The sequence below is a fragment of the Williamsia sp. 1135 genome, from assembly GCF_002095395.1.
Taxonomy (GTDB): Bacteria; Actinomycetota; Actinomycetes; order Mycobacteriales; family Mycobacteriaceae; genus Williamsia.
In genome coordinates this window covers 57,910-78,965 of the sequence record NZ_MJEI01000104.1, presented here as the reverse complement: position 1 = coordinate 78,965, position 21,056 = coordinate 57,910, and the positions used below count along the sequence as shown (strand labels likewise).

Here is a 21,056-nt window from a genome sequence, read left to right as displayed (position 1 = left end):
GGCCCGATGAGCCAGGTGGGCCCGTGAGCCGGGTGGCACTGGCGACAGTGGTCGCCGCGATCTCGGGATATCTGGTGTTGCTGCTCGCGGCCCGCGGGCTCGGGGCCGACGGATATGCCGCGTTCGCCGTGTTCTGGTCGGCATTCGGCCTGGTCACGGGCACCCAGAACGGGCAACTCCAAGAAACGACCCGCGCGGTCCGGGGAGCGCGGATGAAGGACGGACCTGCGCCCGGTGCGCGTCCGATGCCGCTCAACGCGATGGTCGGCCTCGGCCTCGGCGCAGTCGTCGCCGTCACCGCGATCGGTTGGGCAACAACTGTGTTCGAATCGCATCGGCTGGAATCGGTGGCGCTGCTGTCGGTCGGGGTCGCTGCGTTCGGGATCTACGCGGGCCTCGGTGGCGCGCTCTCCGGACTCGGTCGCTGGGGCCCGTTCGGGACGTTGCTCATCGTCGACGCCCTCATCCGCCTCGCCCTGACCGTCATCGCCGTCGCCACCGGCTGGGGCCTTGGCGCATTCCTGATCATCACGGTGGCGGGCACGGTGTCCTCGGCCATCGTGCTGCTGTTCCTGCGTCCCGCGCGCGACGCCCTCGGCGTCCGGGGTGATGTCGCGGCCCGCGAACTCGCCCGCAACACGTTCACCGCCATGGCCGCGGCCCTGGCCAGCGCCATCCTGGTCATGGGCTTCCCGGTGCTCATCAAGCTATCCACCAGCGGCGACCTCGACTCCGCAGCCGGTGCGGTGATCCTGGCGGTGACCTTGACCAGGGCTCCACTGCTGGTGCCGCTGAACAGCTTTCAGGGTGCTCTCATCAGCCGCTTCGTCGAGAATCGCGACCGGTTGCTCGCTGCCCTCGCGGTGCCGTTGGGCATCGTCATCGGGGTCGGCGCGGTGGGCTCGGTCGCCGCCTGGCTGCTCGGCCCGTGGTTGCTGGAGAACATCTTCGGTGGCGACTACCGGCTGTCGGGGACCACGGTGGCCGCCCTGACCGCAGGGGCCGTGGCGATGGCGGCGCTGACGCTGACCGGTGCGATGGCGCTGGCAGCCGGCCGGCATCGCCTCTACGCGACGGGGTGGTGGGTGGGCACCGCGGCCAGCGTCGGACTGCTGTTCATCCCGGCCGATCTCGAGGTGCGGGTTCCGCTCGCGTTGATCGTCGGCCCGCTGGTCGGCATGGCCGTACACTTCGTCGCGGCGGCGCGTGCGGGTTCAGCGCACGAGGTGCCGGGCCAGCTCACCGGCGACCGGCCACTGCCTACCGAGTAACGCACCCGGCAGCAGTGTCGCGGCGTTCAGCCGGGAGGTGGGATGGCGACGGGCGGCCTTCGCGGCGGTGGTCCAGCCCAGCGTCTGGCACGTCCTCGCCTCGGCCGCGAAGAACTCCCGCTCCTCGGCGAAGCGCCTGCCGTCGACCGCACGGACCGAACTGACAGACGCCACGTGTCGCCGGTACGAGAACGTCACCTCGGGATCGAAGACCAGCGATCCACCCGATCGGGCGATGTCCACGAGAAGCGCCAGATCCAGCACCACTTCCAGACCCTCCCGGAAACCGATCGGCCGGGCGATGTCGCGGCGCCAGAGCAGCGACGGGAAATAGGTCCAGTTGCCGCGATACAGGCCGGCAGCCAGTTCTTCGCCGCGCAGGGTGGTCGCCGCGCTCGGCGCCAGCATCGACTTCACCCGGTCCCCCAGGGGCCGCACGACGGTCCCGGAGGCGTCGATGACCTCGACCCCGCTCGCCACGATCGCGGCGTCGGGGTTCCCCGCCAGCGCGGCGACGGCTCGGGCCAGATGGTCTGGACCCATCAGGTCGTCGCACCCCATGATCGTGAACGCGGGTGCCTCCGCGAGGTCGATGCAGCGCCGGAAATTGCCGTTGACCCCGAGGTTCTGGCTGTTGCGCAGATACTGCAACCGGGGGTCGTCGAAGTCCTGGAACCAGCGCGCGGGCTCGGGGTCGGGGTATTGATCGTCCACCATGACCAGCCGGAAGTCGGTATGGGTCTGCGCGAGCACGCTGCGGACGGCGGCCTGGAAGAGGGACATGTCGCCGTAGAACGGCAGCATGACGTCGACCAGCACGGTGGAAGAATACGCCGCCGGTGCCGTTAGACTCCCTATCGGCCTGTTTCTTCTCGACGAGCGCGCGGAGGTGTGTGAGATCACTGACTCACCTGCCGTCGACGGCAACGGCGATGTCTGGCTGATCGTCCCGGTGTACAACGAAGCTCCGGTCATCCGCTCGGTCGTCTCCGCCGCGAAACTCACGTTCCCCAACATCGTCTGCGTCGACGACGGCAGCAAAGACGGGTCCGCGGACGAGATCCTGGCCGCCGGAGTGCGATTGGTACGCCATCCGGTGAATCTCGGGCAGGGGGCGGCCATTCAGACCGGGGTCGAGTACGCCAGATCGCAGCCGGGAGCGGAATACTTCGTCACCTTCGACGCCGACGGCCAGCACCAGGTCGACGACGTCGTCGCCATGCTGGAGCGTCTGCGCACCGAGCCGCTGGACATGGTCATCGGCACCCGATTCGCGGACGATCGCAGCAAGAGCGTTCCGATCATCAAACGAATGGCATTGCGCACCATCGTGTTCCTGAGCCCTCGCACCCGGCGACTCGGACTGACCGACGCCCACAACGGCCTGCGGGTGTTCAACAGGAAGGTCGCGAACGAACTGGATCTGATCATGAACGGGATGAGCCATGCGTCGGAGTTCGTCGCGCTGATCGACAGCCGCAAGTGGCGGGTCTCCGAGCAGCCCGTGACGATCCTCTACACCGAGTACTCGATGGCCAAGGGCCAGTCGTTGCTCAACGGGGTCAACATCTTGGCCGACGGTCTGCTCCACGGCCGGATGAGGCGATAACACCATGCTGGCAATCCAGATCATCCTCATCCTGTTCGTCATCGCACTGGTCGGCTACTTCATCACCCAGCGCGGCAACGCCCGCGCCTCGGCCTGGGTCAAACTCGCGTTCCTCGGCTTCCTGGCGTTCGGTGTCTACGCCTTGCTGCGGCCCGACGACCTGACCACTCTCGCCGGCTGGGTCGGCGTCGGGCGCGGCACCGACCTGGTGCTGTACTGCCTCGTCGTCGCGTTCGCGTTCACCACGATCAGCACCTACCTGCGGTTCCGCGACCTGGAGATCAAGTACGCCCGCCTGGCCCGCGCGATCGCGCTGCAGAACGCGAAATTGGAGAACCAGCCAGACGAAGATTGAGGTCGGCCGCGAATTTCGTCCCCCTGAGTAGCCACCGAGGGCACATTCCCCTCCGACATCCCTGACGGGGCCGAGAATCCCCAGTCCGTTCAGTGCTCGTGCGCTGAATGCTCCGCGTGTTCGGCGCCCATGATGTCGTGCAGGATCCGGTGGACGATGGCGTCGGGAACGATCCGGTAATGAACGGTCCGCCCGGATTTGGTGGTGGTGACCCAGCCCTGGGCGCGCAGGGCGCGCAACGATTGTGACGCCGCGTTCTCCGTGATCGATGCAGCGTCGGCCAGCTCGCTGACGGTGGCCCCCGGATGCTCGTGCATGTGGGTCAGCAGACTCAGCCGGGTGGAATCCGAAAGCAGCGCAAAGCGATTGGCCCACCCATCGATCTCGGTGTGCTGGTGCCCGGCCATCGCCAGTCCCTTCGCCGCTCGTACTGCCGTCCGCTGCGTCCGGTGTTAGGGTACGACACGCGTTAATGTGTCTGCACAGACACATATCGGTGTCGAAGGGATCTGACGGTGCGTCGAAGTGGCCTGCGGGCGGTGGTCGTGATGAGCGCTGCCGCACTCGCCATCGGCGCCTGCTCGGGAACGCGGGACGAGCGACCGGATCGCATCGTTCTCGCCGACAGCCAGGAACTCGGCGGCTACAACCCGGTCGCCGGCTACGGCGAACTCGGCGTCTCGCCGATCTACGAAGGCCTGCTCCGACCGCAAGCCGACACCGACGACCGCTTGCCGGATCTTGTTCCGTCGCTGGCAACCTCAGAGCCCGAACTGATCGCCCCACGAGAGTGGCGACTACCGTTGCGGGCCGGGGTGAGATTCTCGGACGGGTCCGCCCTCGACTCGGCGGATGTGGTCGCGACCTACGCCGCGGTGCGCAATCCTGTTGTGGCGTCGGAGATCTCCACCAACTTCACCCCCATCGTCGGCATCAGGGCCGATGGATCAGGCGCTGTCGTGGTCACCATGGACACCGACGCAGACCCCTCGCCCTACCTACTGCTCGGTATCGCCCCCTCGGAGAAGATCGAAGACGCCCCCGCCGCCGACTGGGCCCTGAACACCGCGCCGGTGGGCACCGGTCCGTACGCGCTGGAGAGTCTGCGGCCCGACCAGGCGGTGATGACTGCACGCGAGGACTACTGGGGTGCGGCCCCCGAGGTGACGTCGCTGGTGTTCACCTACACACCCGATGACAACACCCGAGCTCAGCGGATCGCGGCCGGCGAGGTCGACGGCGTGAGCCTCCCCCCGAAAATGCTTGCAGCGGTCAGCAATCGCGATGGTGTAGAAACCGTGGGCGTCCAATCCGCCGACTGGCGCGGGGTGTCATTTCCCGCAGAGAACCCGTTCACCGCCGACCCGCGGGCCCGGCTGGCGATGAACCTCGGCATCGACCGCGAGGCCGTGATCACCGATGTCCTCGATGGCCACGGCCGCGCCGCCAGCACGCCCGTCGCGGCGGTCTACGGTGACGCCTTCAACCCCGACGCCGAGTTCGCGTTCGACGCCACCGGCGCCGAATCCGTACTCGATGCCGCAGGATGGGTCGCGGGGCCGGGCGGCATCCGTGAGAAGGACGGTCGAGAAGCCTCATTCGAACTGCTCTACAACGCTCAGGACACCCTGCGTCGCAACCTGGCAGTCGCCTTCGCAGCCGCCATGCAGCCGCTTGGTATCAAGGTCACTCCGCGGGGCAGCAGTTGGGACGACATCGAGACGTTGCTGGGTACCTCAGCGGTCGTGCTCGGCGGCGGAGCAACGCCGTACAGCATCGACTCGCAGGTGTTCGACACCCTGCACACCCGCGTGCCGGATTCGTCGCCGTACTCGAATCCGGGTGACTTCGCCCCGCCTGGGATGGACACCGTACTGGAGCAGGCCCGCGAGTCGGCGCCCTCGCCGGAGAACGACGCGAGATATCGGCAGATCCAGTCGCTGTACATGGCCGAGCCGTCGTATGTGTTCCTCGCGTTCCTCGACCACACGTACGCCTACCGGGATCTGCGCTGGCAGCAGAGCCCCCCGATCCTCGAGCCGCACTCCCACGGGGTCGCCTGGGGCCCGTGGTGGCATACCGCCGCCTGGACGCGGTGAGCCGCCTCGCGCCTGCCGCGCGCCTGCTGGGTATCCGCACGGTGATCGCGGTTCCGGTGACGCTGGCGGTGTCGGCGGCGATGTTCGCGATCGCCTCGCTCTCGCCCTTCGATCCACTGGCGGTCTATCTCGGGGACAACTACCAGTCGGCGACCCTGTCACAGCGGCAGGCGGTGCAGGCCGCCTACGACACCGACGTCTCCTGGTACACCGCCTGGTGGCACTGGCTCGGTGACCTGTTCACCGGCGACCTCGGCTGGTCGTCGACGCAGTCGCAATCCGTCGAGGCGGTTCTCGCCCAGCGGATGCCGTTCACCCTGGGCCTGTCGGTCGCCGCCCTGGTCGCCGCGACCCTCATCGCGGTCACCCTGGGCGCGTTGGCCGGGATGCGTCGCGGCGGAGTGCTCGACAAGATCTGCTCGGCGTTGTCGGCCACCTTCGCCGCAGTCCCGCCATTCGTGGTGTCGCTGGTGCTGGTCGCGGTGCTGGCTGTCGGCCTCGGCCTGTTCCCGACGTCGGGAGCCCGCTCACCAGGCGATCCGTACACGGTCGGCGGGATCGTCGCTCACGCGGTACTTCCCTTTGTCGCACTGACCATCTCGCAGGTGCCCTGGCTGTTGCTGACCACGAGAGCTGCCGTCGTCGACACCGCCGGTACGGATGCCATCCGCGCTGCACGGGCCCGCGGCATCCACGGCTGGACCTTGCTCAAGGGCCACATCGTGCCCTCCTCGATCGCGCCGACCCTGGCCCTGCTCGGCACCCGACTTCCCGAGGTGATCGCCGGCGCCGCCATCGTGGAGACGGTTTTCGGCTGGCCCGGCGTCGCAGCGGTGCTCGTCGAATCCGCGTCGGCTCTGGACTTCTCACTGTTGGCCACCCTGACCGTCGGCGCAGCCCTGGCCGTACTGCTCGGCTCCGCCCTGTCCGACGCCGCGGCCACCGCACTGGACCCCAGGATCGGGATGCGCGCATGACCACCATGATCGCCACGCGACTGCGGCTCGGCTGGCCGTGGTTGCTGGTCGCAGCGATCGCACTGCTCGCCATCGTCATACCGATGGCAGCGGGTGATCAGGTCGCCGATTTCGCTACGGCCCTGCAGGCCCCGGGGTCGGGGCACCCATTCGGCACCGACCATTCCGGCTATGACCTACTGGTGAGAACCGCGCAGGGACTGCGTATCTCCCTGGTGATCGCCGCGATCTGCGCGGTGGCGGCGACGCTGCTCGGAGTGGTCGTCGGGGTCGGATCGATCGCGGCCGGCGGCTGGGTCGACGCGGTGGTGATGCGCATTGTCGACGGGGTCAACGCGCTTCCCCACCTCGTCGTCGGGATCGTCATCGCTGCACTCTGGCGCGGTGATCCACTGGCGATCATCCTGTCGATCTCTCTGACCCACTGGCCGTCGGTCGCGCGGGTCGTGCGGGCCGAACTGCTGTCGAACGCCGAAGCGGGATGGGTCAAGTCCGCGCGGCTCGCCGGTGCGGGTCGCTGGTTCGTCGCCCGCAACCACCTTCTGCCGGCGGTAGGTGGACAGGCCCTGGTCGCGATGATGATGCTGCTCCCCCATGCTGTCTGGCATGAGTCGACGTTGTCGTTCCTCGGCGTCGGACTGTCCCCCGACCGCGCGAGTCTCGGCACCCTGCTCGGACAGGCGCGAGGCGATGTGATGCTGGGAGCGTGGTGGACCCTCGTCGTCCCCGCGATGGCGTTGATCGTCACCGCACTCGCATTCGCCGCCGGTGGCTCGATCCTGCGTAAGCAGATGCAACCCCCGGGAGGGCAGGTCTGGTGAGCGCAGCGCACCTGCGCCGCTTCGGCGTGAAAATCGCGACCCGAGGTCGACACCGCGATCTCGTGGCCGGCCTGCGGGGCGTCGACCTCGACGTCGAGGGTGGTCAGGTCACCGCGCTCGTCGGCGAATCGGGCTGCGGCAAATCCCTGGTGGCTCTGGCGTTGTGCGGATTGCTACCGCCGGGTTCGTCGGCAACCGGCGAACTGGTGATCGGCGACGACACCATCGCATTCGAGGACGAACGTCGGTGGCGTGCCCTGCGCGGACGGACGGTCGGCCTGGTCCCACAGTCGCCCGCGACGTCGTTCACGCCCGTCCGGACCCTGGGATCACAACTCGCCGAGGTTGTCCGGATTCTCGAGAGTGACCGCGACGCCGCAGAATTGGCCGCCCTGGTCGGGCTTCCGAAGGACGCTTTGACGTTGTACCCGCATGAACTGTCCGGGGGGATGGCCCAGCGCGCCGCCATCGCCGCGGCCATCGCCGGCCGGCCTGCACTCGTCATCGCCGACGAACCCACCTCCGCACTCGACCCAGACCTCGCAGACCTGGTGTGGAAACTGCTGCGCGCGATCGCCGACGACGGATGCGCGGTGCTGGTGGTCACGCACGAACTCAAGTCCTTGCTTCGCTCGCAGATCTGCGATTCCGTCGCCGTCATGCGCGTCGGCGAGGTCGTCCTGCAGGACGCTCCGACGCGGGTGCTGTCCAGTGCCGACGGCTACATCGGCCGATTGTTCGCAGGAGTGCAGGCATGATCTCGGCCGAGAACGTGACCGTCCGCTTCGGCGATCACATCGTGCTGGACGGCAAGGACTTCGCGGTCCCGACCGCCGCGATCAGCGGTATCTACGGGCGCTCCGGCACCGGCAAGACCACGCTGCTGCGGTTGCTCGCCGGGTTGCGCCGCCCGGACTCCGGCACTGTTCTCTTCGACGGTGACCCGCTCGCCCCGGTGGGATCCATCGCGATGCTCGACCAGCACCCCAGGCTCGTCTGCAACCCGAGATGGACGCTGGCGCGCATCATCACCGAACCGGGTGACATCACCCGCCGCCGCGTCGATCCCGTGTTGTTCGCCCGACGGACCGGGCTGGACCGGGAGCTGCTCTCCCGGTTCCCCTCCCAGGTCAGCGACGGTCAATTGCAACGCGCCTGCCTGGCCCGCGCGCTGGTGCAGCAGCCGCGCTATCTGATGTGCGACGAGCCCACCGCGATGCTCGACCCCATCGCATCCGCCGATGTCGTGACGATGCTGCGGTCGATCGCCGCCGGTGGCACCGGCATCGTGCTGGTCAGCCACGATCCCGACATCATCGACGAGTTGTGTTCGACCACAACCGAACTGCTCTGAGAGTGCGGAGATCAGCTTTCGGCGAGTCCGCGGAGGAAGGCAGCGACGTCATCGTGGCCGGGCAGCAGTCCCATCGAGCGGGCTTCGGAGAGACTCGGGGCGTCGGTGTCTTTGTCCGACAACGTGAACTGCAGCGGGGAGCCGTCGCGGGCGGTGGTCGGGAACTCGATGCCGACCTCGGGATCGAGGGGGTGGATACCGTGTTCGCCGGTCGGGTTGTAACCGGTCGAGCACAGATAGGTGACCACCGAATCGTCTTCGAGCGAGACGAAGGCGTGGCCGAGTCCCTCACCCACGTACACCGCACGACGGTCGACGTCATCGAGGAGCACTCCGTCCCAGGCACCGAAGGTCGGCGACCCGACCCGGATGTCGACGACGACGTCGAAGATCGCCCCGCGCGGACAGCTCACGTACTTCGCTTGTCCCGGTGGGACATCAGCGAAATGGACACCGCGCAGCACACCTGCTGCCGACACCGACAGGTTCTGCTGCTGCAGGTCGAACGGGTGCCCGATGGCCTCGGAGAGCACGTCAGCGCGAAAGGCTTCCATGAACAGGCCGCGCGGATCACCGAACTTCTTCGGGGTGATCTTCCAGGCGCCATCGATGGCCAGCGGTTCGATCAGCATGAGTGTCAGTGTTCCTTACCGCGTTCGAGGAGATCGAGAAGGTAGGTGCCGTATCCCGATTTGGTCAGGCCCTGCGCCCGCGCGCGGAGCTGGTCGTCGTCGATGAAACCGCGGCGCCACGCGACTTCTTCGGGGACGGCGATCTTGAGTCCTTGACGTTCTTCGACGGTGCGGACGAAGTTGCCGGCATCGAGCAGCGAGTCGAAGGTGCCGGTGTCGAGCCACGCTGTGCCGCGTGGCAGCACCTCGACCTGGAGTAGGCCTTTGTCGAGGTAGGCGCGGTTGACGTCGGTGATCTCGTACTCGCCGCGCGCACTGGGCTCGAGGTTCGCCGCAATCTCGACAACGTTGTTGTCATAGAAATACAAACCCGGAACCGCAAAATTGGACTTGGGTTTCTCCGGCTTTTCTTGCAGATCGATCGCTGTGCCGTCGCTGTTGAAATCGACCACGCCATAAGCCTGGGGATTACGCACCCAATAAGCGAAGACTGCGCCGCCTTCGATGTCATGGAATCGTCCCAGTTGCGAACCCAAACCCGGGCCGTAAAAAATATTGTCGCCGAGGACCAGCGCCACCGAGTCGGAGCCGATGTGGTCGGCACCGAGGACAAAGGCCTGCGCCAGGCCGTCAGGGCTCTCCTGAACCCGGTAGGTCAGAGTCAGCCCGAATTGGCTGCCGTCGCCGAGCAGTGATCGAAATGCCTGTTCGTCATGCGGAGTGGTGATTATCAAGATTTCCCGAATACCCGCGAGCATCAGCGTCGTCAACGGATAGTAGATCATCGGTTTGTCATAGACCGGGACCAATTGTTTGCTGACACCTTGAGTTATGGGATGCAGCCGAGTTCCGGTTCCCCCGGCCAGGATGATTCCACGCATACGTCACACCTTAAGGCCGGAGCCCGCCACATGACCGGTGACGATCGTGCTGGGTAAGGTTGCGGCAACCGAACGAAGGATTGTCATGCGGGTATTGATCACCGGTGGAGCGGGCTTCATCGGCGCGAACTTTGTGCACCGAACACTCGCCACCCGGCCGGACGTGCAGGTCCGCGTCCTCGACGCGATGACCTACGCCGCCAACGCCGCATCCCTGGCCCCGGTCGCCGACCAGATCGAACTCATCGAAGGTGACATAGCCGACACCACCCTCGTCGACCGACTCGTCGCCGACACCGACCTCGTCGTCCACTTCGCCGCCGAATCCCACAACGACAACTCCCTCGCCGACCCCTCGGCATTCGTCCACACCAACCTCGTCGGCACCTTCTCCCTCCTCGAAGCCGTCCGCGCCCACGACGTCCGCTACCACCACATCAGCACCGACGAGGTCTACGGCGACCTCGCCCTCGACGACCCCGCCCGCTTCACCGAAGCCACCGCCTACAACCCCTCGAGCCCCTACTCGGCCACCAAAGCCGGCAGCGACCTCCTCGTACGCGCCTGGGTCCGCTCCTTCGGCATCGGGGCCACCATCTCCAACTGCTCCAACAACTACGGCCCCTACCAACACATCGAAAAATTCATCCCCCGCCAGATCACCAACGTCCTGGCCGGCATCCGCCCCAAGCTCTACGGCCACGGCACCAACGTCCGCGACTGGATCCACGTCCACGACCACAACGACGCCGTCTGGACCATCATCGACAAAGGCACCATCGGCGAGACCTACCTCATCGGCGCCGACGGCGAAGTCGACAACCGCACCGTCATCGAAACCATCCTCGAACTCACCGGCCAACCAAAAGACGCCTTCGACTTCGTCACCGACCGCCCCGGCCACGACCTGCGCTACGCCATCGACTCACACCGCCTACGCACCGAACTCGGCTGGCAACCCCAATTCACCGACTTCCGCAGCGGCCTCACCGACACCATCGCCTGGTACCGCAACAACCCCGACTGGTGGCAACCGCTCAAAGACCAGGTCGAAAACAAATACGCCGCCACCGAGAAGGCGATCACCTAGCCACCGAGCGGGCCCTTACCACCCCCGACCGTGCCGAAAACACCCCCGAGCGGGCCTTTACTACTGCTGCGCAACACTTTTCGGCACGGTCGACCCGAATAAGGGCACGGTCGAATGATTCAAGGGCACGGCCGGCGGTGATATCGGCACGGGTCGGCGCAAGTCAGGCGGTGCGGAAGTAATCAACCGTACGTCGAACACCCTCTGCGAGGGCGACCTCAGGCCGCCAGCCGAGGACCTCGCCTGCCAGCGATCCGTCGATCGCCGATTCCCGTACGTCGCCGAGACGTGCCGGTTCGAATGTGGGATCGTCTGCTGCCCCCGCTGATTCGGCGACCAGAGTGTGCAGTGCGCGATCGGAGGTCTGGACACCGGTTCCGACGTTGAACCGCGTACCGCCGCCGACTTCGCCCGCCGCCAACACGAATGCAGCGACGACGTCGTCGACGAAGACGTAGTCACGGGTGTTGCCGCCGTCCCCGAACAACTTGGTCGGCGCACCGGTCAGCAGGTTGCGGGCGAAGATCGCGACCACGCCCGCCTCTCCGTGCGGATCCTGGCGCGGCCCATAGACATTCGCCGGAGCGATGTGGGAGCAGTCGAGTCCGTAGAGCGACCGGTACATGTTGAGGTAGACCTCGCCACTGACCTTCGCCGCAGCGTAGGGACTCATCGGCGCGACAGGAACCGACTCGGTGACCGGAAGGTGTTCCGGCGAACCGTAAATCGAGCCACCCGAGGAGGTGAACACGACCTTGCGGACTCCCGCCTGTCGCGCCGCCTCGGCCAGACGTACCGTACCGAGGACGTTGACCTGGGCATCGAAGACCGGATCGACCACCGACGCCCGGACATCGATCTGTGCGGCCAGATGGAAGATGACCTCGGGCTTCGCCTGCGCCACCATCGAATCGAGGTCGAGTGCGGTCAGGTCGCCCTCGATCACCTCAGCACCCGCGGCGATGGCGGCGGCGAGGTTCTGTCTGCTTCCCCGCGAGAAGTCGTCGAGCACGACAACGTCGTTTCCGTCGGCGAGCAGGCGGTCGGTCAATGTCGATCCGATGAATCCGGCACCGCCGGTGACCATGGTGCGCATCAGTTGCTTCCGTTCCGTACGTCCTCGGTGACCTCGAAGATGGTCACGTCTCCTTGCCGATAGATCTCCCGGAGACCAGGGGCACCCGCGTCGCGCAACGTCAGGAAGGGATCCCCGAATACGCCCTCGGCCAGATTCTGCGGACCGTTCTGGAACCACCAGTAGCTCGGCGGGCTGTCGAAGACGTAGCGGATGTTCAGGTCCCGCACGGTTTGGTCGATGGCGGGGTCGCGTCCGATGTCTCCCACGTTCCAGTAGAGGTCGGCCTGGCGTTGGCTGAAGTCGTTGGCCCGGTAGAACGGGAAGAGCGGGGTCAGATCGGCCACCGGATACATCCAGCCGCTGCCCTGATCGAGGTTGTTCAAGATCACCGTGTCCCGTGCGCCCGGCTGCTCGGCGAGCCACTTGTAGGCGGCGACGTCCTCGAGTCCGATTCGTGCCTCGCTACGGTATTGCGCCGCGATCTCGCTGTTTCCCGCGTATCGCACGGCGCCCGCTCCCATGACCAACAGCAACGCCACCACAGTCGCGGTCGGGAGCAGGAGCGGACTGCGCACCCGATCGGTGCGGCCGACCAGCCGGACCGCCCCGAGCACCAGCACCCCGACACCGATACCTGCAGCGATCGCGGTGAAGATCGACACCACGAAGGTCAACCGGTGCGGGGAGTTGTAGAAGTACCCGCCGAGGGTGCCGAGGACCCGCGACACCGGACCGCCGATCTCGTAGATGGCGTTGGTGGTCGTCGCGATGAACACCAGCCACGCTGCGGCGATGCCCCAATTCCGCGACCAGATCAGCCAGCCGAAGCCGATGGCAGCCGGGATCAGCAGATAGAGCAGCGGGTACTGGCTTCCCAGCAGTTCTGTGCCCTGGAACGTCGCCCGGGTCAGCGCGGTCGCCAGATTCGCCTGGTCGTCGCGGAACTCGAATCCGGCCAGTTCGTTGTTCTCGGAGATCTTCAACGTGCCGATGATGACCGGACTGATCAGGACCAGGGCGACGACCCCGGTGACCGCCAGCGTCGCGACGTCGGCCAGTCGTCCCCGGACCGGATTCGGGAGCCTCTGCAGCAACCACCACAGCCCGACGATGACAGCCACGACCACCAGACCGGATGGGTGGGTGGCCGCGGTACCCGCGATGGCCAGCGCCGCGGGCAGGATCCGGCGGCGATCACTGATCGCCGTGGCCAAGAGCACTGCCGTCACCGGCGCGAGCGAGACGCCGACGGCATTGGGGACCGAGGTGAAAGCGAGTTCGACGTAGGGCAGGGACGGGAACACCGCGGTGATCGCGGCGCCCACAGCGGCGAAGACGGCCGCCCGGTCCGGGGCCAGCCTGGTGCGACCCAGCCAGTACGCCGTGGCGCCGACGCTGATCGGCAGGGTGAACGCCAGGACCGCCGGCGAGTACATGTTGAAGAGCTCGACCGTGTCCGCGCCGGTCAGCGGGTACAGCAGCGACCCGAGCGCATGCCAGGTGTTGGGGTAGTAGTTGAAGCCGTGGGTGTCGTAATTCATCAGGTCACCCATGTGCAGTGCGGATGCATCGCCTGTCTGATGGATCCACTGCAGGGCGTCCGCGTGCCAGAGCGCGTCCCACACCTGCGAGATGTTGTTCAGACCGAGGAACGTGGTGCCCATCAGCCTGCGGATCGAGGTGAGCACGACGATGACCGCGCCGAGCAGGACCCCGGCGATCATCCCGAGGAGCGCCGGCCTGCCGAGTTGCGGAGCGTCGGCGTCGACAGGGGTGGGCGCGAGCAACCCGATCCTGCGACCGGCGATGTCCCAGCCCCAGGCGATGAACCAGCACACCAGGACCATCAACAGCGCGGTCAGCAGGTTCCACGGGATACCGACCACGCCGTACAGAACGGTGAACACACCCACCATGCCGAAGGTCAGCGGCGCTGCGGCCGCCACCGCGACCGGCCAGGGTAAAGCCATCCGCCGACCGACGAGGGCACCGGGCACGATCAAGATCACCGCGGTGACCACCGTGACCCAAGCGGCCAAGAGCATGCAATTCCCATTCGTCGTCTACAGGTTCACGTTGAACCTTAAACGAGGCCGTCTCGGCATTACCGTGGGCACATGGACTGGCCGCGCCGTATTCCGACGATCGCCGATGACGTGATCACGCTGCGACCGCTCGAGGCGGGCGATATCCCGTCGGTGCTCGCAGCCAGCCAGGATCCGGTCACCGCGGAGTTCACCGTTGTACCGCAGCCCTACACCGAGGCGGACGCCCGCGATTTCGTCGAGAGCAGATCGACCAGGGTGTGGCCGGGTTTCGACCTCGCCATCGTTGATCCTGGCGACGATTTCCTCGGGCTGTGCGGGCTACGCGCCGAGGACGAGGATGCTGTCACCAAGATCGGATATTCGGTGGCGCCGCACGCCCGGGGCCGGGGTGTGGCCACCCGTGCGACCCGGCTGCTCATCGGGTATTCGTGGCAGATCGGGGCCGTCCGAGTCGGTCTCGACGCATACGCTTCGAATACGGCCTCGCGCATCGTTGCCCACCGATGCGGCTTCGTCGAGGAGGGGGTGTTGCGTTCGGCCGTCCTCGGCCGGAACGGCCAAAGGCACGACCTGGTGGTTCATGGACTCCTGCGGACCGACCGGGGGGCGATCTGACACCGATCGGTCAAAAGCTCTCGGCCGGAACACTGTCGGGATCTTCGACCACTCGCTCCTTGGAGAGCAGGAAGTACGACGCGACGAGGCCGACCGCGAATACCGCTGCTGCAGCGTAGAATCCGATCGCGATGGCGTCCGCCGAGTTGTCGATGATCTCCTGCTTCGGATTCTGGCTCGAGTGGGCCGCCTGGGTGCCCTCGCGTTGCTGGGCCAACACGATCGCGCCGATCACCGCGACACCAAGCGTGCCGCCGAGTTGACGAACGGTCTGCACGATGCCCGAGGCCTGCGCTCGTTCGGCGGCCCCGACCCGACCCAGGGCGTCGGTGTTGACCGGTGAGAAGACCAGTCCCAGGCCGAACCCGGTGATCACCATGCCCGGTATCTGCACGACGTACTCGAGTTGCGAGAACGTGGCCGCCCACACGACCACACCCACCGTGGCCACCGCCATGCCGACGATCACCGGTGGCCGCACCCCCTGCTTGTCGTACCAGCGACCGGCCAGCTGAGCGCCCACCGCCAGGGGAAAGATCAGCGGCAGTGCCGCGACGCCGGCCATCATCGGGCTGTAATCCAGCAGATCCTGTACGTAGAGAGTCGAGTAGAGAACAATCGCGAGCAGACTGAACTGGGTCGCGAACAGCACCGTCACGTTGCCGAGGAATGCCCGGCGCGCGAGCAACTGGACCTGCACGAGTGGGTCGGACGTCTTGAGCTGCGACCAGACGAAGATCACCGTGACGACGATGCCTGCGGTCAGGAGTCCGAGCGTCTTGGTCGATCCCCATCCCCAGGTGCCCGCCTGCTGGATGGCGTACACACTCACGCCGAGACCGATGATCATCAGCGCCACCGGGATCGGCTTGATCACCGACGACGGCTGCTTCGCGTTATCGGGACGAGCCCTGGCCACCAGCAGCAACGCAATGATCCCGACCGGCACGTTCAGCCAGAACACCGCACGCCAGCTGACCCATTCGGTGAGTGCGCCACCGAGCAACGGACCAACGGCCAGGAAGATCTGGCTGATACCCACGTAGACGGCCATTGCCTTCCCGCGCATGGACAACGGGAATGCGCCCATCACGATGGTCGCGCTCACCGGCATCATCAGCGCCGCTCCCAGCCCCTGGGTCGAGCGGGCGATGATGATCCACTCCTCACCGAACGAGCCGGACGGGGCGAGCCCGCACATGGCCGAAGCCAGGAAGAAGATGGCGACGCCTGCGCGGAAGGTGGTGACGGGACCGTATTTGGCTCCCAGCTTTCCGCCGAGGGCCACGGTCGCGGCCATCGCGAGCACGTAGGCGTTGACCACCCACTGCTGACCGGTCGGCGACAGTGGCAGATCCCGGGTCATCGTCGGCAATGCGACCGTGACGACGGTCTGGTCGAGCATGATCATCGACAGGCTGCCGGTCATCGCGACCAGCGTCAGCCAGCTGTTACGAGTCGGGGCAGCCGGGGCCTGCGGAGCGGTCATGGAGCGATCACCTTTGTACGAAGAGGGATCAAGTAACTGCGGAGAATCCTAGCCAATGATCACAGGGGCAGCGAGCGCTCCCGAGGTCCGTCGACACCGCGCACGCGACGAAACCATTCGAGCCCGAAGGCTGCGCGCAATTCGTCCTCGGTCATGCCCAGAAAGGGCCCGAAGTCACCGATCTGGGTCGCGTGAGCCACCATGGCCGCGCGCTTGGCGGTCATGTACTCGCTGACGTCGACCTCGGTGGTGATGTCGGCGTCCGGTAACCCGATGGTCGACAGATCGATCGACGCGTCCTCCTCCGTCCACTTCGGGTTCGACCGGATCAGCTTCTGCATGTGGTCACGGTTCACCACGCTCTCGTAAACGTATGCGGTACCGGCGATCTCGGCTGCGCGACGCCCCACGTGATGGACTTGGATGTGGTCGGGATGTCCGTAGCCGCCGTTGCTGTCGTAGATTGTCACGACATCGGCCTGCTCTTCGACGAGCACGTCGGCCAATCGCTGCGCGGCCTCTTCGACCCCGATGTTCATGAAGGCGAGCGGGTTCGCGTTCTCCGCGGTGCCGGCCATCCCCGAATCTGCGTATCCGAACATCACCAGGCGATGTACCCCAAGGATTTTCGCCGACTCCTCGAGTTCGTTTCGACGGCGATCCGCCAGCGCCTCACCCTCGTCGAGTATCCCCTCGGGAAACTCCCCCACCGCGCCATCGGTCGCTGTCACCAACACCACCCGGTGGCCGGCGTCGGCCGCGGCGCGCATCACGCCACCGGTGCTGAACACCTCATCGTCCGGATGCGCATGAAAACTCACCAAAACGCTCATGAACGAACTCCCAGGTTTGATGTTCGCGTACGCGGCCACAGACGAAAGGAAAGTCTACCCAGCGGCCGTCGTGCTCTTCTCCACCGCCGCGGCCCGCTCGCGCGCCGCCAGTACGTGCAGGCCCAGGACCACCACGCCGCCGAGCAGAGATATCAGCGCCGCCACCACCGCCGCGACATTCCACCCGGCGACCAGGTCACCGACCGTCGAACCGCCCCGGGGATGGGTTGCGATCACAGCGACGACGGTGACCCCGATGGCCGAACCCACATACCGCGCGGTGTTGTTGGCGCCGCTGCCCATGCCACCTCGCCCCGGAGGAACACTCGCAACCGCCTCGCGTCCGAGCGCGGCGTTGACCACACCGGAGGCGACGCCGGCGACGATCAAGCCCGGCAGGAAGCGGGCCCAGCCCGAACCCTCGTCGATTCCGGCCAGACCCAGCAGCCCCGCCGCGATCCCTATGAGACCTAGTCCCAACTGCACCCGGCCCGGCACCCGCGGCGAGATGCGTCGCGCCAGCAGTGCGGTCACCACGCTGGTCGCCGACCACGAGAACAGCAGCAGCGCGGCGCCGATCGCCGTGATCCCGAGCGCCGACCCCAGAAAGCCGGACATGAACGACATCACCGCGATGACACCCGCGCCGGTGACGAATGCCGCCGCCGTCGCCGCGACAAACGCGGGCGATCGCAGCAGCGCGAGGTCCAACATCGAAGTCTTGCTTCGATATTCGACAAACCAGAACATCACGAGCACGACGCCCGCGACCACGAACAACACCAGAACCGTCGGCTCGGACCAGCCCTGCCTACCCTCGACCAGCGCGGCGAGCAGCGCGCTGATCCCGCCCGCGAACAACACCGCGCCCGGTAGATCCAGACCACGACGGTGCTCCGACCGCGACTCGGGCACCAGCTTCTCCGCCGTCGCCGCGAGGGCAACCGCGGCGACCGCGAGCACCCAGTAGGCGTCGTGCCAACTGTGGGCGCGTTCGAGCAGGGCAGACAGCAACGGGCCGATCGCGATACCCGCGCCGACACTCGCTCCCCAGATGCCGCTCGCGGCCGCACGTGCGGGTCCGGGCGCGAAGGTGTGCGCAATGATCCCGAGGCTGGAGGCGATCACCGCCGCGCCGCCGATCCCGACGACGACCCGCGTCAGCACGAACGCGACGACGTCGGGGACAAGTACTCCCACGATCGACCCGGCCGCGACGACGAGCAATCCGATCACCAGCGTTCTTCGGCGGCCGAAATCGTCTGCGATCGTCCCCGTCGACAGCAGCGCCGCAGCCAGGCCGATGCTCATCGAACTCAGGATCCAGGTGGTGCCCGACACCCCTGTGTCCAGGGACGCCGCGGTGGCGTTGATCGTCGACAACGGTGCGGTGAACGCGACCAGGACCAGCAGTGTGCCCAGGGCCGACACGACCAACGAGCGTCGATCCTGCACTGCGGTGTCGCTCACGTCTGAAGTAGCCATTCTCACCCTTCTTGGTCTGGTCAACGAACTATTCTGCGGAACCTAGCACAAGGTCTGGTGAACAGACCATCGGTGTACAGTTCACGGGCATGGCACTCGGCACGGACTACGAAGCGCAGGACTGTTCCCTCGCGCGTGCGCTCGAAATCGTCGGGGAACGCTGGACGATGCTGATCCTGCGCGAGTGCTTCTTCGGGGTCCGCCGATTCACCGACTTTCAGCAGCGCCTCGACATCTCCAAAGCGGTTCTCACGCAGCGCCTCTCCGCACTGATCGCTGCCGGAGTGCTCGAACGGCAGCCACGCGGGGGCCGCACCGACTACGTCCTGACCGAGGCCGGCCTGGAACTGTGGCCATCTCTGCACGCACTGATCCGCTGGGGCGACAGCCGGTCCGATCCCGTACGACGCCGCCGGATCTTCATCCACAACTCCTGCGGCACGGACATCGACGAATTCGGCCGCTGCCCGCGATGCTCCACGGTGCCCGGCGCAGCCGAGCTGCTCGTCCGTCCCGGCCCAGGGCTCGGGGCGCCGACCAGAACCGACCCCATCTCCATGGCGCTGCGCGACGAGCGCGCGTTGCTCACCCCGTTCTGAACACAGATGCACACGCTTCGGTCATTTGCACACGTTGCAACGTGTGCAAATGACGCAGCGGTGTGCTTTTGTGTGAGTGCCAGAAAGGCCCCCACTGTGGAGGGCCTTCGTTGGAGCCGCCTGCGAGAATCGAACTCGCGACCTTTTCATTACGAGTGAAGCGCTCTACCGACTGAGCTAAGGCGGCGTGCTGCGCGAGGCAGCGCCCGCCAGTCTATCGAGCACGATCGGCGAGCACCAAACCGGCTCAACCGACAGGGGTCCGCACCGGTATCAAGCCCAGGTCAGTGGCCCTACGAACGAGATACCGGGCGGCGGCGATCTTGGTGGGTCGATCCGCCGTCGCGGTGGTGACCTCGAACGCGTTGCGGATGAGGGCCGAACCGACGAAGCCCAACCAGACCTCCTCGAGGTCGACTGCCATCCCTTCGTCATGAAGGCCCCCAAGGTAGGCCGCCACGATCGAGTCGATGACGCCGGCGCCCATCCCGACAACGGGGCTGTGGCGCCCGAAGATCAACTGGCCCAGGTCATAACCAAGCGCATGTCGCGGGGTCAGCGCGAGATCGATGAGCACCACCGCTTCCTGGTCGACGGGGTCGATGACGACGTTGTCCGGAGCGGCGTCCCCGTGCACCGGGGTTTGACGCACCTGGAGAACGCGATCGAGCACCTCGTCCAAGTGCTCTCCGACCCAGCGCAGGTCATCGCCCAGGTCAGTCGGCATCACATCCTCGCCAACATCGCGCAGTGGCCCCGCGAGAAGCGGCAGGTCACCGCCCTGAACCCGGTTGCGGGCGATCATCGTCAGAGCGAAGGAGTCGTCGAACCGCTCCGACAACGGTGAGCCCGCAGTGTCCCTGCGCGCCGCCAACGCGCCCAGCAACCGAGCTGCGGTGACGAATTCGGTTGCAGCGGTGAAAGTCTGGACCTCGCCGAGATCTTCCAGCCACATCGATCGCAGGCTCTCACCGTGCCACTGCGTGGCGAGCAGGCCCACCGTCCTCAGGCCCGCGGGGCAGAGGTCGGCGACCTCGCACACAACCTCAGGGTCGTCCGACCACGGGAATTGGTGGATAAACATGGCCTGGGCGTCCGGCGGGAGTTGGGCCAGGATCGGCCAGTCCCGGGGGTGTCGGAGCAACTTGACGACGGCGGTTCCCTCTCCGCGGTCACCGGTCAGGCGAGCCCGCCACAATCCTGCGGTCCCGGGCGCTTCCACGTCGAAATCGAGCGGCCGACATTCATAGGTCGAACAGTCACCGATCCCGAGTTGGGCAGCCACAGTCTGCAGCGTGTGATCGGTCGGCGTCGGCATCTCGATCATCGCGGGCCCCTAGTACGATATTGATAAAGTAAGTTGATAATAAAGTATGTTGACTACATGGCACAAGAGCACAGGCCACCTCACCTCGCCGAGTTGATGAGTGGCGCCTTCGAGCGATTTCGGATCGACCTCCAGTCGCAGATGGGATCCATCGCCCCTCTGCGGGTGTCCCATCTGCGCTTACTCGACTCGGTCGACGACCACGGAACCCGGCCCAGCGCGCTCGCCGATCGGAGCCGGATCACCCGGCAGGGCGTTTCCCAGCTACTTGCACACCTCGAGACGCACGGATTCGTCAGCTCTATTCGAGATCCTGCGGACCGTCGCGCCACACTGGTCACCCCCACCGCAGCGGGTGCCGCGATGAAGTCCCGGACGGCTACCGCGATGGCCGCGGTCGAGGCGAAGTGGCAGCAGCGGCTCGGCCGCGACCGCTACCTCGAGTTCACGAACTGCCTGAAGGAGGTGGCGGCTGCCGATCAGTAGGGTTGCC

At 66.4% G+C, this 21,056-nt stretch carries 22 protein-coding genes and 1 tRNA gene; 12 read left to right on the top strand and 11 right to left on the bottom strand.

Annotation, left to right across the window (positions count from 1 at the left end):
• Positions 1-23: 23 nt before the first annotated feature.
• Positions 24-1,271: a polysaccharide biosynthesis protein gene (locus tag BFL43_RS22645; RefSeq protein ID WP_084895000.1), complete on the top strand. Its 1,248-nt coding sequence runs from the start codon at positions 24-26 to the stop codon at positions 1,269-1,271.
• Here BFL43_RS22645 and BFL43_RS22640 read toward each other — a convergent pair.
• Positions 1,215-2,090 (bottom strand): glycosyltransferase, encoded by an 876-nt coding sequence (locus BFL43_RS22640; RefSeq protein ID WP_084894998.1) that lies wholly within the window; start codon positions 2,088-2,090, stop codon positions 1,215-1,217. The genes BFL43_RS22645 and BFL43_RS22640 overlap by 57 nt on opposite strands.
• Here BFL43_RS22640 and BFL43_RS22635 point away from each other — a divergent pair.
• Both BFL43_RS22635 and BFL43_RS22630 read left to right on the top strand, forming a co-directional pair.
• Complete coding sequence (locus BFL43_RS22635; protein WP_084894996.1) at positions 2,074-2,880, top strand: glycosyltransferase family 2 protein; 807 nt, start codon at positions 2,074-2,076, stop codon at positions 2,878-2,880. The two genes, BFL43_RS22640 and BFL43_RS22635, sit on opposite strands and share 17 nt — an antisense overlap.
• Positions 2,881-2,884: 4 nt before the next feature.
• On the top strand, positions 2,885-3,235 hold the full coding sequence (locus BFL43_RS22630; protein ID WP_084894994.1) for a DUF2304 domain-containing protein: 351 nt from the start codon (positions 2,885-2,887) through the stop codon (positions 3,233-3,235).
• Positions 3,236-3,324: 89 nt separating this feature from the next.
• Here BFL43_RS22630 and BFL43_RS22625 read toward each other — a convergent pair whose 3' ends face one another.
• On the bottom strand, positions 3,325-3,642 hold the full coding sequence (locus tag BFL43_RS22625; protein ID WP_084839266.1) for a metalloregulator ArsR/SmtB family transcription factor: 318 nt from the start codon (positions 3,640-3,642) through the stop codon (positions 3,325-3,327).
• A gap of 141 nt (positions 3,643-3,783) precedes the next feature.
• Between BFL43_RS22625 and BFL43_RS22620 the strand changes: the two genes are divergently transcribed.
• Genes BFL43_RS22620 through BFL43_RS22600 form a run of 5 tightly spaced genes read left to right on the top strand, consistent with a single transcriptional unit; the run spans position 3,784 to position 8,486 of the window.
• Complete coding sequence (locus tag BFL43_RS22620; protein ID WP_084895242.1) at positions 3,784-5,334, top strand: ABC transporter substrate-binding protein; 1,551 nt, start codon at positions 3,784-3,786, stop codon at positions 5,332-5,334.
• The gene (locus BFL43_RS22615; protein ID WP_240498429.1) at positions 5,307-6,311 is read left to right on the top strand and encodes an ABC transporter permease; all 1,005 of its coding nucleotides are present in this window, start codon (positions 5,307-5,309) and stop codon (positions 6,309-6,311) included. The genes BFL43_RS22620 and BFL43_RS22615 overlap by 28 nt, the downstream gene beginning before the upstream one ends.
• Entirely contained in the window at positions 6,308-7,132 is an 825-nt protein-coding gene (locus BFL43_RS22610) for an ABC transporter permease (protein WP_084894992.1), read from the top strand. Before BFL43_RS22615 ends, BFL43_RS22610 begins: the two co-directional genes overlap by 4 nt.
• Positions 7,129-7,890 (top strand): ATP-binding cassette domain-containing protein, encoded by a 762-nt coding sequence (locus BFL43_RS22605; RefSeq protein ID WP_240498428.1) that lies wholly within the window; start codon positions 7,129-7,131, stop codon positions 7,888-7,890. The genes BFL43_RS22610 and BFL43_RS22605 overlap by 4 nt, the downstream gene beginning before the upstream one ends.
• A complete protein-coding gene (locus tag BFL43_RS22600; RefSeq protein WP_084894988.1) occupies positions 7,887-8,486 on the top strand; it encodes an ATP-binding cassette domain-containing protein in 600 nt (199 codons plus the stop codon). The genes BFL43_RS22605 and BFL43_RS22600 overlap by 4 nt, the downstream gene beginning before the upstream one ends.
• Positions 8,487-8,497: 11 nt before the next feature.
• Here the strand turns inward: BFL43_RS22600 and rfbC are convergent, their stop codons facing one another.
• Entirely contained in the window at positions 8,498-9,118 is a 621-nt protein-coding gene (rfbC, locus tag BFL43_RS22595) for a dTDP-4-dehydrorhamnose 3,5-epimerase (protein ID WP_084894987.1), read from the bottom strand.
• 5 nt (positions 9,119-9,123) lie between these two features.
• Positions 9,124-9,999 carry a glucose-1-phosphate thymidylyltransferase RfbA gene (rfbA, locus tag BFL43_RS22590; protein WP_084894984.1) on the bottom strand — a complete coding sequence of 292 codons (876 nt, stop codon included), beginning with the start codon at positions 9,997-9,999 and terminating at the stop codon, positions 9,124-9,126.
• 85 nt (positions 10,000-10,084) lie between these two features.
• Between rfbA and rfbB the strand changes: the two genes are divergently transcribed.
• Positions 10,085-11,089, top strand: a complete 1,005-nt coding sequence (gene rfbB, locus BFL43_RS22585; RefSeq protein ID WP_084895238.1) for a dTDP-glucose 4,6-dehydratase — start codon at positions 10,085-10,087, stop codon at positions 11,087-11,089.
• 163 nt (positions 11,090-11,252) lie between these two features.
• On the opposite strand, the gene BFL43_RS22580 is transcribed toward rfbB, so the two are convergent.
• Complete coding sequence (locus BFL43_RS22580; protein WP_084894983.1) at positions 11,253-12,185, bottom strand: NAD-dependent epimerase/dehydratase family protein; 933 nt, start codon at positions 12,183-12,185, stop codon at positions 11,253-11,255.
• Positions 12,185-14,212, bottom strand: a complete 2,028-nt coding sequence (locus BFL43_RS22575; protein WP_084894982.1) for a DUF6541 family protein — start codon at positions 14,210-14,212, stop codon at positions 12,185-12,187. The genes BFL43_RS22580 and BFL43_RS22575 overlap by 1 nt, the downstream gene beginning before the upstream one ends.
• A gap of 72 nt (positions 14,213-14,284) precedes the next feature.
• Between BFL43_RS22575 and BFL43_RS22570 the strand changes: the two genes are divergently transcribed.
• Positions 14,285-14,830: a GNAT family N-acetyltransferase gene (locus tag BFL43_RS22570; protein ID WP_084894981.1), complete on the top strand. Its 546-nt coding sequence runs from the start codon at positions 14,285-14,287 to the stop codon at positions 14,828-14,830.
• A gap of 10 nt (positions 14,831-14,840) precedes the next feature.
• Here the strand turns inward: BFL43_RS22570 and BFL43_RS22565 are convergent, their stop codons facing one another.
• The 3 genes from BFL43_RS22565 to BFL43_RS22555 are packed head-to-tail and all read right to left on the bottom strand — an operon-like array spanning position 14,841 to position 18,637.
• Complete coding sequence (locus BFL43_RS22565; RefSeq protein WP_084894978.1) at positions 14,841-16,319, bottom strand: MFS transporter; 1,479 nt, start codon at positions 16,317-16,319, stop codon at positions 14,841-14,843.
• Positions 16,320-16,378: 59 nt separating this feature from the next.
• Positions 16,379-17,152: a PIG-L family deacetylase gene (locus tag BFL43_RS22560; RefSeq protein WP_084895236.1), complete on the bottom strand. Its 774-nt coding sequence runs from the start codon at positions 17,150-17,152 to the stop codon at positions 16,379-16,381.
• A gap of 54 nt (positions 17,153-17,206) precedes the next feature.
• The gene (locus tag BFL43_RS22555; RefSeq protein ID WP_084894976.1) at positions 17,207-18,637 is read right to left on the bottom strand and encodes an MFS transporter; all 1,431 of its coding nucleotides are present in this window, start codon (positions 18,635-18,637) and stop codon (positions 17,207-17,209) included.
• Positions 18,638-18,726: 89 nt separating this feature from the next.
• Between BFL43_RS22555 and BFL43_RS22550 the strand changes: the two genes are divergently transcribed.
• Positions 18,727-19,236, top strand: a complete 510-nt coding sequence (locus BFL43_RS22550; protein ID WP_084894974.1) for a helix-turn-helix domain-containing protein — start codon at positions 18,727-18,729, stop codon at positions 19,234-19,236.
• A 111-nt stretch (positions 19,237-19,347) separates the two neighbouring features.
• Here the strand turns inward: BFL43_RS22550 and BFL43_RS22545 are convergent.
• Positions 19,348-19,423 (bottom strand) — tRNA-Thr (locus BFL43_RS22545).
• 60 nt (positions 19,424-19,483) lie between these two features.
• Entirely contained in the window at positions 19,484-20,563 is a 1,080-nt protein-coding gene (locus BFL43_RS22540) for a phosphotransferase (protein WP_084894972.1), read from the bottom strand.
• Positions 20,564-20,620: 57 nt separating this feature from the next.
• On the opposite strand from BFL43_RS22540, the gene BFL43_RS22535 reads away from it, so the two are divergent.
• On the top strand, positions 20,621-21,049 hold the full coding sequence (locus BFL43_RS22535; protein WP_084894970.1) for a MarR family winged helix-turn-helix transcriptional regulator: 429 nt from the start codon (positions 20,621-20,623) through the stop codon (positions 21,047-21,049).
• Positions 21,050-21,056 lie beyond the last annotated feature (7 nt).

Excerpts from the sequence above, each read along its gene's own strand:
- BFL43_RS22635 (WP_084894996.1), top strand. The coding sequence starts at position 2,074 with ATGACGTCGACCAGCACGGTGGAAGAATACGCCGCCGGTGCCGTTAGA.
- BFL43_RS22630 (WP_084894994.1), top strand. The coding sequence starts at position 2,885 with ATGCTGGCAATCCAGATCATCCTCATCCTGTTCGTCATCGCACTGGTC.
- BFL43_RS22625 (WP_084839266.1), bottom strand. The coding sequence starts at position 3,642 with ATGGCCGGGCACCAGCACACCGAGATCGATGGGTGGGCCAATCGCTTT.
- BFL43_RS22620 (WP_084895242.1), top strand. The coding sequence starts at position 3,784 with ATGAGCGCTGCCGCACTCGCCATCGGCGCCTGCTCGGGAACGCGGGAC.
- BFL43_RS22610 (WP_084894992.1), top strand. The coding sequence starts at position 6,308 with ATGACCACCATGATCGCCACGCGACTGCGGCTCGGCTGGCCGTGGTTG.
- BFL43_RS22600 (WP_084894988.1), top strand. The coding sequence starts at position 7,887 with ATGATCTCGGCCGAGAACGTGACCGTCCGCTTCGGCGATCACATCGTG.
- rfbC (WP_084894987.1), bottom strand. The coding sequence starts at position 9,118 with ATGCTGATCGAACCGCTGGCCATCGATGGCGCCTGGAAGATCACCCCG.
- rfbA (WP_084894984.1), bottom strand. The coding sequence starts at position 9,999 with ATGCGTGGAATCATCCTGGCCGGGGGAACCGGAACTCGGCTGCATCCC.
- rfbB (WP_084895238.1), top strand. The coding sequence starts at position 10,085 with ATGCGGGTATTGATCACCGGTGGAGCGGGCTTCATCGGCGCGAACTTT.
- BFL43_RS22580 (WP_084894983.1), bottom strand. The coding sequence starts at position 12,185 with ATGCGCACCATGGTCACCGGCGGTGCCGGATTCATCGGATCGACATTG.
- BFL43_RS22575 (WP_084894982.1), bottom strand. The coding sequence starts at position 14,212 with ATGCTCTTGGCCGCTTGGGTCACGGTGGTCACCGCGGTGATCTTGATC.
- BFL43_RS22570 (WP_084894981.1), top strand. The coding sequence starts at position 14,285 with ATGGACTGGCCGCGCCGTATTCCGACGATCGCCGATGACGTGATCACG.
- BFL43_RS22565 (WP_084894978.1), bottom strand. The coding sequence starts at position 16,319 with ATGACCGCTCCGCAGGCCCCGGCTGCCCCGACTCGTAACAGCTGGCTG.
- BFL43_RS22560 (WP_084895236.1), bottom strand. The coding sequence starts at position 17,152 with ATGAGCGTTTTGGTGAGTTTTCATGCGCATCCGGACGATGAGGTGTTC.
- BFL43_RS22555 (WP_084894976.1), bottom strand. The coding sequence starts at position 18,637 with ATGGCTACTTCAGACGTGAGCGACACCGCAGTGCAGGATCGACGCTCG.
- BFL43_RS22550 (WP_084894974.1), top strand. The coding sequence starts at position 18,727 with ATGGCACTCGGCACGGACTACGAAGCGCAGGACTGTTCCCTCGCGCGT.
- BFL43_RS22540 (WP_084894972.1), bottom strand. The coding sequence starts at position 20,563 with ATGATCGAGATGCCGACGCCGACCGATCACACGCTGCAGACTGTGGCT.
- BFL43_RS22535 (WP_084894970.1), top strand. The coding sequence starts at position 20,621 with ATGGCACAAGAGCACAGGCCACCTCACCTCGCCGAGTTGATGAGTGGC.